General features: G+C 31.8%; 14 protein-coding genes. 6 read left to right on the top strand and 8 right to left on the bottom strand.

Annotated features, from left to right (window positions below):
• Positions 1–18: 18 nt before the first annotated feature.
• The 3 genes from CDZ88_RS16985 to CDZ88_RS16975 are packed head-to-tail and all read right to left on the bottom strand — an operon-like array spanning position 19 to position 3,020.
• A complete protein-coding gene (locus CDZ88_RS16985) occupies positions 19–1,236 on the bottom strand; it encodes an ABC transporter permease (protein ID WP_232718772.1) in 1,218 nt (405 codons plus the stop codon).
• Positions 1,199–1,897: an ABC transporter ATP-binding protein gene (locus CDZ88_RS16980; RefSeq protein ID WP_100374814.1), complete on the bottom strand. Its 699-nt coding sequence runs from the start codon at positions 1,895–1,897 to the stop codon at positions 1,199–1,201. Before CDZ88_RS16980 ends, CDZ88_RS16985 begins: the two co-directional genes overlap by 38 nt.
• On the bottom strand, positions 1,890–3,020 hold the full coding sequence (locus CDZ88_RS16975; RefSeq protein WP_100374813.1) for an efflux RND transporter periplasmic adaptor subunit: 1,131 nt from the start codon (positions 3,018–3,020) through the stop codon (positions 1,890–1,892). The genes CDZ88_RS16980 and CDZ88_RS16975 overlap by 8 nt, the downstream gene beginning before the upstream one ends.
• Before the next feature lie 164 nt (positions 3,021–3,184).
• Between CDZ88_RS16975 and CDZ88_RS16970 the strand changes: the two genes are divergently transcribed.
• The 6 genes from CDZ88_RS16970 to CDZ88_RS16945 all read left to right on the top strand — a co-directional run bounded on the left by CDZ88_RS16970 (position 3,185) and on the right by CDZ88_RS16945 (position 8,995).
• A complete protein-coding gene (locus tag CDZ88_RS16970; protein WP_100374812.1) occupies positions 3,185–3,565 on the top strand; it encodes an uberolysin/carnocyclin family circular bacteriocin in 381 nt (126 codons plus the stop codon).
• Positions 3,566–3,648: 83 nt separating this feature from the next.
• Positions 3,649–4,305 carry a YIP1 family protein gene (locus CDZ88_RS16965; RefSeq protein ID WP_100374811.1) on the top strand — a complete coding sequence of 219 codons (657 nt, stop codon included), beginning with the start codon at positions 3,649–3,651 and terminating at the stop codon, positions 4,303–4,305.
• 18 nt (positions 4,306–4,323) lie between these two features.
• Positions 4,324–5,955 (top strand): M48 family metallopeptidase, encoded by a 1,632-nt coding sequence (locus CDZ88_RS16960; RefSeq protein WP_100374810.1) that lies wholly within the window; start codon positions 4,324–4,326, stop codon positions 5,953–5,955.
• A 3-nt stretch (positions 5,956–5,958) separates the two neighbouring features.
• Complete coding sequence (locus CDZ88_RS16955; RefSeq protein WP_100374809.1) at positions 5,959–6,531, top strand: stage II sporulation protein M; 573 nt, start codon at positions 5,959–5,961, stop codon at positions 6,529–6,531.
• A gap of 25 nt (positions 6,532–6,556) precedes the next feature.
• The gene (locus tag CDZ88_RS16950) at positions 6,557–8,290 is read left to right on the top strand and encodes a hypothetical protein (RefSeq protein WP_100374808.1); all 1,734 of its coding nucleotides are present in this window, start codon (positions 6,557–6,559) and stop codon (positions 8,288–8,290) included.
• Positions 8,291–8,995, top strand: a complete 705-nt coding sequence (locus tag CDZ88_RS16945; protein ID WP_100374807.1) for an ABC transporter ATP-binding protein — start codon at positions 8,291–8,293, stop codon at positions 8,993–8,995.
• A gap of 167 nt (positions 8,996–9,162) precedes the next feature.
• Here the strand turns inward: CDZ88_RS16945 and CDZ88_RS16940 are convergent, their stop codons facing one another.
• The 5 genes from CDZ88_RS16940 to CDZ88_RS16920 all read right to left on the bottom strand — a co-directional run bounded on the left by CDZ88_RS16940 (position 9,163) and on the right by CDZ88_RS16920 (position 12,704).
• Complete coding sequence (locus tag CDZ88_RS16940) at positions 9,163–9,486, bottom strand: hypothetical protein (protein WP_100374806.1); 324 nt, start codon at positions 9,484–9,486, stop codon at positions 9,163–9,165.
• 445 nt (positions 9,487–9,931) lie between these two features.
• Complete coding sequence (locus CDZ88_RS16935; RefSeq protein WP_100374805.1) at positions 9,932–10,516, bottom strand: hypothetical protein; 585 nt, start codon at positions 10,514–10,516, stop codon at positions 9,932–9,934.
• Positions 10,506–10,973 (bottom strand): hypothetical protein, encoded by a 468-nt coding sequence (locus CDZ88_RS16930; RefSeq protein ID WP_100374804.1) that lies wholly within the window; start codon positions 10,971–10,973, stop codon positions 10,506–10,508. The genes CDZ88_RS16935 and CDZ88_RS16930 overlap by 11 nt, the downstream gene beginning before the upstream one ends.
• A gap of 337 nt (positions 10,974–11,310) precedes the next feature.
• The gene (locus tag CDZ88_RS16925) at positions 11,311–12,177 is read right to left on the bottom strand and encodes an IS3 family transposase (protein WP_100374803.1); all 867 of its coding nucleotides are present in this window, start codon (positions 12,175–12,177) and stop codon (positions 11,311–11,313) included.
• Positions 12,141–12,704, bottom strand: a complete 564-nt coding sequence (locus CDZ88_RS16920; RefSeq protein WP_100374802.1) for a helix-turn-helix domain-containing protein — start codon at positions 12,702–12,704, stop codon at positions 12,141–12,143. The genes CDZ88_RS16925 and CDZ88_RS16920 overlap by 37 nt, the downstream gene beginning before the upstream one ends.
• Between the last annotated feature and the right edge of the window lie 115 nt (positions 12,705–12,819).

Genomic DNA, 12,819 nt, shown 5'->3' with positions numbered 1-12,819 from the left:
TTTTCCCCCTTTACTAGCTCATTCATAATTTAAAGCCTGTATTGGCTTAAGTTTTGCAGCTTTATTAGCTGGCAGGACACCGAATAACACACCAATAAATATACAGAATAACAGTGAAACAATAATTGGTGTCATGGTAATTAATGAAGGCCAGTTGGCTATTTTGGATATTAGCATCGATATCATAGATCCTAATGAAACACCGAATATCCCACCAATTAGCGAAAGTGTAATAGATTCTATAAGAAATTGTTGTAAAATCTGTGTTCTTGTAGCACCTAATGCTTTTCTAATTCCTATCTCACGAGTTCTTTCTGTAACGGATACTAACATCATATTCATGATGCCAACCCCTCCAACTAGCAGTGAAATTCCTGCTATACTTGCAATAATAATTGTCATTATATTGGTGATTTGAGTAATACCCTGTGAAAGTTCCTCGTAATTGATAACAGAATAGGTACCATCTCTATTATTTTTATTATTTAGTAGATTGCTCGCTTCCTCTCCTACTAGTTGTATATTATCTAGTTCATTGACCTTAATGGTAACGTCGCTATAATGGTCATTATGCATTATTTTTTTATATGTATTAAATGGAATGTATAGTTCATTTTCTTTAAAAGAAAACAATTCGTCTTCTTTCTCTATAACTCCACTGATTACGATCGGCTCACCATTAATCCAAATATAATTCCCAATTGCATTTTGATTCTCAAATAACTCTTCTTGTAAGTTATTACTTATTAACCCTATGCGACTTCCACTATTAAAATCCGAACTGGAAAACGAATTTCCTTCTAAAATATCAAACTTGTGCATATTAAAGAACTCTTCGTCTATGGCATATGTATTTAAATCAAATTCCTGGTCTTTTATTCTGGCTTTGTGATAAACCGTCGACATTCCAATAACATATGCTACATTTTCTACCTGTCTTAATGCACTTACGTCATCCTGAGTAAACACATCTAAGTGATACCCATTTGGGTTTGCATTGTACTCTTCTTCAGTGGGCTCATATATAATTTCGATGATGTTGTCTTTTCCTATCATAGTAGATTTAAGTAACTGTTCTCCCCCTTTGCCAATAGCAACTATTATTATAACGGAAGCGACACCTATTATTATCCCCACTATCGTTAAAAACGATCTCATTTTATGAGCTAAGAGAGAAGCAAGACCGATTTTTATGTTTTCAAGTAAAAACATTGTTATTAACCCTTTCCACTTCATTAATTCCACCATCTAACAGATGGAATATTAAATTTGACTTCATTGCAATGTTCTTATCGTGGGTTATAAGCACTATCGCAACTCCTTCATGATGTAATTCAGAAAAAAGGTCCATAATAGTTTCACTAGATTTTGTGTCAAGTGCTCCTGTCGGTTCATCTGCCAAAATTAGATTCGGCCTATTTATGACAGACCTAGCAATAGCTACCCTTTGATTTTGACCGCCCGATAATTCATGAGGCAAGTATTTCGTTCTACTTTCCAAACCCACTCGAAATAATGCTTCTTCTGCTTTTTTTTTTCTTTCTTGTAAAGAAATTCCTGAATATATTAATGGTAATTCAACATTTTCAATTGCGGTTAATCTCATTAATAAATGGAAGTGTTGAAAGACAAAACCAATAGATATATTTCTAAGAGTGGCAAGCTCTTTTTCAGAAAGGCTAGTAATATCAATCCCATTAAATTCGTAGCTCCCCTCTGTAGGTGCATCCAGACATCCTAATATATTTAATAAAGTGGTTTTTCCAGATCCTGAAGGAACCATAATAGCAGAATATGTATTACGAGAAATTTCCATATTAATATTTTTCAAGACAATAGAACTAGTGTCCCCTTTTTCGTCACCAAAACTTTTGATTATATTTGATAGTTTAATCAATCATTATCACTTCCATCCCATCATATAAATCATCTGATATTAGCACATCTTCTGCTACATCAAGGCCATCAACAATCTCAATATAGTCCCCTAATTTTATCCCCGTGTTTACAATTTTTTTGTTTGCTATCCCATTCTTTTCTACATAAACATAAGAGGTTTCCCCCTCTATATTCACTGCACTTATAGGGAGAACCATAACTATCATTGGATCTAACGCAATTTCGACTATCATATTAAACCCAGGTTTAATTTCCATTATATTTTCTGAGGGCTTTATCTCCACTTTGTAATAACTATTATCCGAACTAGCTGCTTCTACTATGTGGGATTCTACCGGAAAATCTCCTATTTTGTTTATAATGCCTGGCCAATTTTCATCAGGCAAAACATCTGTTTTCAGGGTTACATCTTGACCAGTTTTCAGCTTTAAAATATCATACTCTGAAACGAAAGAACTTACTACTAAACTATCATGATTCACAATATGTAGAATATAGTTATCTGAATTGGCTTCCCAATCCATATTTATCGAGTATACCTCTCCATCAACTGGTGAAAAAATATCCAATTGTTTCATTCTTACTTCTATGAATTTTTTCTGTTCTAGATTTTGACTTAAAGAAATATTTGCCATTCTCAACTCATATTCCAACTCTTCTCTTTCTTCATTTATCAGTACTTCTGCATCCTTTTTTCCTATCTCTTCTTCTAACTTCTTTTTCTTATCACTTAAATTTTTTATTTGCTTTTCTACTCTATTAATGTACAAGTAATCCGTCTGTATCGTTGAGGTCAATTGATTGTATTCCATCGTCAGGCTTGCATCTTTATAGCTTAATATTAAATCTCCTTTCTTTACATGATCCCCTTCATTAACATGAATTTCCTTAATATCTCCTTTTGCAGGTTCATAGTGTACAAATGATTCATTTAGAATTGTCATTTTTCCCGCCAGTAATACTTCGTCTACAATCTTTTTTTCAACTAAGCTGGACTTATTTACTATCTTTTGTTCTGGTTCTTTTTCCTTATTTAACATGATGTAATTTATTCCGATAAAGATAAATACTATTAATGTAATAATTACCAACTTACCTATTTGCTTTATATTTACCTCCATACCATTTCCCCCTATAACCTATAAACCTTCTAAACTATATTAATACTATATTATAAAATTTTAAAATTTTCGACAAAAAAGTAGAATTATTCCTCTTTAATGTTATAATATGCCATTAGAGGGGGGGTAAAAACCCACCTACTATTATTAAAGGAGGTGAGAATTTGAAACATTTAAGTAAAGCTGTGCTATTAGTAGTAACTGTGTCATTAGGAATAATGCTTCTAATTGGTTCTTTAAACTTTTCACCAACAAAAACTCAAGCTACTTCAAGCAATGTAAACACATCTGTTGAGTATAAAGAGGTTGGGTTAAAACTAGCACAACAAATTAATAAACATTCCAAGAAGACTTGGAATCAATCTCAAACTCAAGCTAGTAAGATTGTTAATCTAGTAATGAACGGCTCGGACGTTTATACTGCTGTCACTGCTGTAATAGGTGTCTTCACTTTTGGTTGGGGCTTTGCAATTATCTCTGCCGCACAACTTAGTTTAAAATGGTACATCAAAAAGAAGGGGCGTAAAGCTGCCGTGACGTGGTAATAAAAAAAGTGTAAGCTCTCTATTATTTAGAGACTTACACTTTTTATAATCGCACAAGCCCTTCAAATTATTAGGAGGAGAAGATGAATACTGAACTAGCACGAAAGAATTTTACTTTAAATATATTATTAAACCCAACAAAACAAATGCAAGAATTAGAGGAAAAACCTAAGATTCTATTACCATTCTTATTAATCACTCTTACTGGTATTTTAACCGCATTCGTCTTACATCGATATTCGTTACATATAATTTTAGACTTTTTCGAATTGGAACAAACAAAAACTACTAGCCTAATCTTATTATTACTATATTCTATTATTATATGTAGCTTTTTAATAACAGAATGGATGATTTTTTCAGTGATAACTTTTTTCTTTACTATCATTTTTTCATTTAAAGTTGTAAGTTTAAAGTTTGTTTTTAGTATAATTGGGTTTAGTTGGATCCCTATTATAATAAGGACTTTAAGCTACCTTACACTTATTGTTATGAATGGAAGAATATTCGAGCCGCAAGGGTTAACATTACTTTTCAGTAATGATATACCTAATATTATTAAGATAGTTCTTCAGAATTTAGATGTTTTTGTATTATGGCAGCTATTAATTGTATATATCGGTGTAAATGTAATAGTTAAAAAGAAACTCCTTTCTTTTCTAATCGTACTGTCAACATTTACAATTACTATCCTTATAAAAGTTTTTCCATACTTACTTGCTACAACATTACTAGATTAATCATAGAGGAGTTACATTATGTTAAAGAAATTTGCGGTATGTTACATAGTTGCTACTGTCATTACTATATTTGTTATGGTGGTTGAAACTAGTGTACGATCTCCTATCCTTTCTCCATTTATCTTGATTAGTGACAATATCTCTTCGGAACCACACGGCAAGATTTTAGCTGGTTATTCAAGTATCCAAGGAGATTACTTTTTATCTGTTCATAAAGATACGACGGTTAACAATCAGTTAATTGAACCTACATTTCAATTTCAACTTTTAAAAAATGATTACTCCTATTACTCAATTGAAAAGAGTAAAACACAACGTTTAGAGCAGGATTTGTTAACGAATGAGAGGTATGAAGTTATTACTAGGAGAGGTATAAAATTAACTTCAGAGGAAGGTGCAAATTTCGAACCTAGCAAGTCTTTTTTTATCAACAAATATTTTATTAACACGAACAAACTAGGAACAGTTCAATACACACCTGAATATTCTAATTTAATTATTTTTATAACATTATTACTTTCCGTACTTTTCCCACCATCTCTATTTCTGCTATATAAATATTTATTAAATAGTGGACGTGGGCTTGAAAGTATCTTCTTGATATTTGCACCCTATTTCTTATCAATTATTGTACCACTTGTTTTTAACTATTTGTTTCTTATGAATTACCTATTAATCTTTACAACTTCATATGTTATAAGTATTATTATTTCTATTCTTTTACCAATGTTGATCTCTAGTATCCTAACAATTAAAACTGGGTCCTTTTATAGTGAGGCTATCATTAAGTATAAGAAGGAAAAAGACTACTATTTTGAACCTAACATACAAAATGAAGGAATAGCCAATAGAGAAGTACATAAGTTCATTATACTTTTAACCCTTTTAGTTTTATATTTTTCCTTATATTTTTTATTACCACTTACTTTACAAGCTAAAATCGTTAATAACCTTCTATTCTTTGGTATTTGGTTTATTTCCGTGACAATTTTAGTATTTTTCGTATCGTTCTTACTGCACACCTATACTGGAAATTATAGAAAATTAAGTCCTCAACATGAACTAAACAAATATATTAAGCAAATTGAGGAAGAAACTTCACTCAAAGTAAATGTATATGTTAAGAAAAACTCGATAGAAGATATTAATGCATGGGTGTACAGTTTGAATATTAAAAGTAATAAAGCATTAAATATCTTTGTGACAGAAGGGTTATTAGAAGAGTTTAGCGAGGAGGAAATATATTCTATAATTTATCATGAAATTGGACATATCCGACTGAAGCACGGTCAATACATTCTTTTATTATCGTTAGGGGTTTCTGCGCTTGTAAGTGTCTCGCTCTTTTATTTGAGACAAATAATGCTCTCCTTTGGATGGTGGCATTATTTAATGGTTTTCCCAATCGCAGTTATTATGCTTATTCTAATAACAGAATGGCTTCCTAAAAAAATATCTAAAACTTTAGAGCATAAAGCAGACGAATATGCAGTACAAAAAACTGGTAACAAAGAACTTTACATACACACATTGGTAAAGTTAGAAAGGTTAAGTAAAACCGAAGAAGATTATAAAGTTAAGCATAGAGAGTGGAAAGCATCTCATCCAACACTTCAAAAGAGGATAAATTATTTAGAAAGGAATTTTTGACTCTTGGAGAATAAACCGTTAATAATTACAAAAAGTTTTCTTAAAAAAAACTCATTTCCGTTAATTCTGTCATTTGGAGTTTTCTTCCTGACCTTCTTTGGTACAATACTAGTCGAGTTATGGAAAGTTGGATTCAAAATTAGTCCAGACCTTTTAATAGTAGATGAAATTAATATCAGTCAAAATGCAACTCCCTGGAATGAAATACTCATTCATAACTTTATCGTTTTATTGCCAGTTTTATTAGGAGTTTTCAATCTTGGATTATTATCATTTTGGTACATCATCCTTCAAGGTTATTTACTAGGTGTTACAGTTAGTATATTAATTCAAGAATTCCCCATTAGCTTTATCTTTAAATACACACTAGCACATGGAGTATTCGAATTTTTAGCAATTGGTTTTTTAGGTGCATTTGCCTTTAAACCCGGCGTGTTAATAATTGACAAAGTAATTCTTAATAAGAGAGTATGTATGAAAAGTAGTATGAAGCAGATCGGTCTATTATTTTTTCTATTTCTATTCTTCCTATTGATATCTGCAATAGTGGAAGGATTTATTACTCCGTATCTTTAAATCTATTAGGAAATGATGTTTTTATATGAAACAACAACTTGCAATATTAAAAAGTAATTTTATATGCTTTTGGAGAAACTACCACAAAGAACTACCTAGTCTTATTAAAAGCTTAATTATGAACAGGACTTTAAATTTAATAAGTATCCCAATTATCTTGAGTTTTTTTATTGGTACCTTATTTTTGTTAACTTTCTCCTATTTTAACGCAGTAGAAGTTCCAACTAACTTTTCACTGATGTTACTCTTTTTCCTGCTTTTTTACTTTGTGTTTAGGGATATTAAGAAAACTATTGAATCGATAAGATATAGTACAATAAATGGTGAATTATTTTATGTTTTGCCGATGTACTGGAGAAAAATATATAGTTCAAAATTATTAGAAAGAAATATTTTACCATTTTTTTGCATTTGGTTAACACTTCTTGCCGTTATTGTTGCTTCAATTGTATTAGCCAATTTTTCTGCCATGTTACTTCTAAACTGGGGCCTGTTTCTATCAATTACTATTGGACTTATTTTTATTTTGAAAGATATTATTGCCTTAATTTTGACTTATGTGATTACAGCTCTATCAATAAAATTACTCGGTATAGATAATTGGTTGAAGTTTATTCAAAAGTCTTTTTTATATTTTTTTCTACCATTGGTACTCTTATTATTTATTAACCATATTTTTATAGATTTTGAAGCTTCATCCTTCATTACTCGGATCGTGGATGAATTAGGAACTTATTCTTTAGCATTGGATACTCCCTACAAGTGGTTACATGATGAACTTATCAATTCGGGAAAAGGTAGTATAGATATTTTAAATTACCTTCGTTTATATATAGCTGCATTATTGCTGTTTTACATTAGGAAAACATTATTACTTATTTTCGAAAAAAGGAATATACTACCGTTTACTGACAAGAAACAACATGTTGAAGAATTTCCACTTATCAACATACTTTTAAAACTATTAAAACCGTTTTATAATATAAGTTTTTACGCCTTCTTTCGAAAAGATGTAATTTATCTATTTCGCAACAAAATTTTACTTGAAAAATTTAAAACATTCTATTATCTACTCCTAATAGTCGGAGGGACCACAACTTCCATACTAATAGTTTATGGAACGAATCAAATAATAATTTCTATTTTATTAAAAATATTTTACTTTTCAAATTCACTTAAAAGTATCATAGTATTTGTTTTTGCTACTTTACTCTCCTCTACTATCTCTAGTTTCCCAAAACAAATTACTAGTTTTGATGCGGAGGGGAAAAATATCTATTGGCTGAAAAGCGTACCAATGCAGCTTACAGAACTTGCAAAAGCTAAAATCACCTTACATTATTCATTTATTAACACCATATCAATAATTGCTGTACTTATATTATCTATGATAGCTAAAATACCTATCATATATGTATTAACAATTCTAATAAGTGTTATATTTGTTAATGTTGTTTTTTCTTTTATTAATGTAGGGTCTACAATAATTTTCCCTCGTTTTGAATGGAGTTTTATTGATGAAATTGGTAACAGCTTGAATGCAAAACTCTTTAGATTAATAGAGTACTTCTTTTTGACATTGTTAATTTATAGCTTGTTCTTGGTATTTATCATAATAAAAAATTTAAATCTTAACCTTGAAGAAGCTGAAATGATCTTAATACTTCTCTTAACTATTGTTGTTTTTACAACCATATTCTCTTTAGCTCTTTGGAAAGTTATTAAGAATAAATCCGATATTTTATTGAAGGAGAAGTAGATGCTAGAAGTATTAAATGTTTTTAAAAGTTACAATTACAAAAATATATTAGTAGATGCAAACCTTCGCATCCATAATGGAGAAATAGTAGGTTTAATTGGTAAAAATGGAGTAGGAAAAACAACATTAATCAAATTAATAACAGGAATTGAAAAGGTAGATGCTGGGGATATAAAAATTAATGGTAATAGTGTGAACACAGAAGTAATTGATGCTAAATATAGTATTGGTTTTGTTACTGATGTCCCAAACTTATACCATCTTCTCACTGGTAAAGAGTATCTAGAGTTCATTGCTGATATGTGGAAACTAGATAAAGAAACTAGAGAGCATAACATCCGGTACTATTTAAACATTCTTCATTTAAAGGAATTAGAGAATCAGTATATTCATACCTATTCATTAGGAACTAAGCAAAAACTCGCTTTAGCAGGTGCGCTCATACACAATCCCAAACTACTAATTCTCGATGAGCCACTAACTGGTGTAGATATGGAGATAGCTAAAGAAATAATTAATATAATTAAAGATTTTGCTCAAAATGGTGGTACTGTTCTCTTCACTTCTCATATATTCCAAATTATTAATAGCCTCTCAACTAGAATAGTAAGCTTGTCTAATAATAAAATAAATGAATGCATAAAACAAGATAATGAACCTTTAAAGGAAGAGGAATTAGTAAAATTTATGACCGAAAGTTCTTGATAGAAATATTAGTGTAATTATGAGTTCGTAGATGTCTAATAACTTCTGTTTTGTTTTGAAAAAGCAATTTCAACATAAGCAAGCAAAAAAACAGTTTTCACTTCTTTTTTTAGTACATGTTTAAACAAAATCCTAGTCCTTATGAATAATAGGACTAGGATTTTTAATTATGATGCTGCTGGAACTTTTACGATAATACCTCTATTAACAAGCTCTGTTTGAACTGATTCGTCAGTAGGAGCATACCCTTTTTTTAGCAACTCTTTAATATAAATTTTATTATAAACAAATGAGAAAACCACCCCTGGAATCCATCCACCAAAACCTAAAGTGAGTGCACCTATTGCAAGTGCAGCAACAAACATAATTACTGCCCACATTAAATCTCCTCTAAATAATGCCGGAAAGAAGCCAAAGAAAAAGGTAGTCCAACTAAACCCAATTTTCACTTCCTTTACTACTCCCGCTTCATTTTGCAATTTTACATGCATAAGTAAATCCCCCTAGTATAAATTATAAATACTAGGAAATTATACTTTATTTTTCATTAAAATTTTGTATTTTTCTTCTTTTCCTTGAAATTTGAGTATTGCACTAAGAAAAATCCAGTTATGTCATATTTTAGAGCCACTTCTCGGACAAGTTCGAAAGCATAGCTTGCCATTAAGAGAGAAGTTAGAGGGGTAAGTGAATTATTATATTTACTTAATCAAAATGTGCTTACTTTATTTGAAGAGAGCAATGAAATAATTAATGACTTTCCAGAAGATATTGTAAAAGCTAATGAAGAAAAAGCTGAAGACCAGCTGCCTGATCTTTTTAACCGATAATAAGTGTAAAGAAATTGGTATATACTGACAGTTATAGTGCATGGAATAGACTGAAATTAATAATCTACTCGATTCTCTACATCCATTTAATCACATATAATAGTTGTTATTCATTTATATCATTCACATAATCAATTAACGCTTTACAAAATTTTGCGGCATTCCCCTTTTGAACTAACTCAATCATGTAGCAAAAAAGAATCTCTAATACCTTCTCCACCGTCATCGTATGCTCCACTAAAAGTTGCAGCTCCTTTAAGAACAACTCTAATCTGTACACTGTATCGTAGTCTAACGTGACTTGATATGTAGCCAACGGTTCATTCGGCTTATCGAACAATTCGAATTCATCTACACGATCTGATTGATAGTGCGCGACTTGCAGTACCTTTGAATACCGTTCGAGGAGGTATTCATATGCTGGCGTCGAGCCTTTCTTAGCAAGCTCAAGCAAGAAGCTTCTCACTAGGACGTTCAATAAAATCTTCGGTGTGAGTCCTTCTTCTTCAGTAATGCGTTCAATATCTTGGCACAATAACCATGCACGTTCTAAATAGCTTTCGGGAAGGTGTAACACAAGGTTGATTTTTTTAGAAGGAAACCATTTAAAAAGGAGCTTGTATTTCCAAGAGGCTTCTCCACTATTCAAGTATTGCTTCTCTCCGATTAAGTCCGCTTTACTATACTTCATCTATATTTCTCACTTCTAACATATAAGTCAGTACTCGCGCTGCAGCTACTCGTTTGGCTACATCCCATTCCAACTCAAAGTTAAATAATTGATCGGAAAAGAATTGAGTTAATTTCACATGAACACTCTTACAATTTGGATCATACTCACAGTCAGGAAACGACTCATATTTAAATAATCCCTCTTGGACAAGCCTTGTAGCCATTTGTGTAATGGATACTCGCACCCCTTCTTTTACACTTTCCTGCCTTGCTAAGATCATCAGTTTTTGTTTTTGCTCCATAGTAATAGGGGTCTTTATGTCTACCTTTTTATCACTTCTTACTTTACGATCCTTTTTCTTGTTTTGTTCCAGTAGATCAGTTCTTTCAATATTTGAAGTTTGCAGAAGGTCTAACTGAAATCGTTGCTTACTTTGATTCTTATTAGATTCGACGTCTAGTTTAAAAGAGCTCATGTCCCTTCTCCCCCTCTTCTTTTTTGGCTGAAATTTGGTTATAAGTTTGGGTAAGTTGGTTTTTCGGATAGTTGGTACATTCTATGAGAGGGAAGAAAGGAGTATACGTATACACCCTCAATAAGTTGGCCATACTGTTACTACTATTCTATGGACGAGGTGACTCATATGAAAGGTGTATCGAAAGAGTTAGCTGCCGAGCTTAAAAAAGCGGTTAAAAAAGCTAAGAAAATTAAACAAGTTGTACGCTGAGATTAGTTTTCCCATATAGAATTTAACAAAAAAAGAGTGTCCAATCATTTAAGAAGGTGGTTACCCCTAAAAGTTAGAGTTTTTATTATGCAGCTAATTGGCTGGTTTTTGTTCGGTATTCGACTGGACTTAATCCAGCCAATTTTTCTTTTGATCGTTGATGATTGTACCAGTAGATATATTCTTCAATCTGCCATTTTAATTCTTCATAGCTCACTAATTCTTCCCCATAATACATTTCTTGTTTCAAAATACCAAAGAAATTCTCCATCGAAGCATTGTCTGCACAGGTCGCTTTACGTGACATGCTTTGGAATACTTTATTTTCTTTTAAGGTCCTCACCCATTGGTTGTGCTGATAATGCCAGCCTTGATCAGAGTGGATAGTTGTACGATAGGTTGCCTGAGTTTCTATTACCTCTATTGTTTCTTTTAAAGGTTCCATGACAAGATCTAGTGTTGGTCGTTTCTTGATACCAAAAGCGATAATTTCTCCATTGTAAAGGTCGAGGATCGGATTTAAATACAATTTTTCTTCTCCCAGACATTTGAATTCTGTGATGTCGGTTACTAGTTTTTGATACGGGATAGGTGTGTTAAAACGGCGGGATAATCGGTTCTTGGCTATCTTTCCAATTTTCCCCTTATAGGAATTGTATCTACGGGACTTCTGCATAAATTTTACACATTTTAATCCTAGGTCCCTCATAAGTCGATACACTTTTTTATGATTAACACAACGGCCTGATTTCTTTAATTCCTTCGTGATGCGTTTATAACCATAGCGTTCATGAAACTTCTTAAAAAGATCAATAATGAGTTCTTTTAGTTCTCTGTCCGGATCTTCTTTCCCGAAGTTTTTAACATGATAGTGGTAGGTTGCTTCTGGAATACCCACGACAACGAGAATATCTTTTAATCGGAATCCCTCTTCTTTGAGTTCGAATGCCACCTTTGCTTGTGCTTTTCGCGGAAGGCATTCGGATTCTCTCGAAAAGCTTTCAACTTTTTTAGGTAGGCATTTTCTAGTCGTAATAATTCATTCTCGCGTTCTAGTTCTTCTTCACGTGTTAACTTCTTCTCTTCTTTACCCTTTGATTTATTGATGTTTTTAGACATAGAAGGTCGCCCCTTTGATCTTAGTTTCAGGCCTTCTATTCCTTGTTCATTAAATGTTTTCCTCCAACGATGAATCAATGATGGATTATTCAATTTAAATTGTTCAGCAGTTTCCTGAAAAGAAGCACCTGTCTTTAGCATAAATTGTATCGTATCCATTTTAAATTGAACAGAGTACGCTTCCTTCATTTTTCTTCGCTTTAATCCTTCAACTCCTTTCGTTTTATAGGCTCTTACCCAATCTTGTAGTGGTGTTTGAGAGGGCATATTGTATTTTTTCGCTAATAATTTATACCCAAGATTTCCATTTAAATATTCGCTAACAAGTTTCATTTTAAATCCTTCAGTATATTTGGCCATAAAAACACCCCCGAAAGTTAGATTATCTACTCTAACTTTCGGGGGGCGGTACCGAATGGGCACTCTTTTTTTGATAGATATTAATAGCAATTTAGAATTAGATCTACAACAGATG

This window comes from Bacillus sp. FJAT-45037 (assembly GCF_002797325.1).
Lineage (GTDB): Bacteria > Bacillota > Bacilli > Bacillales > Bacillaceae_D > Alkalihalophilus.
This window is presented reverse-complemented; position numbering and strand designations above follow the sequence as displayed.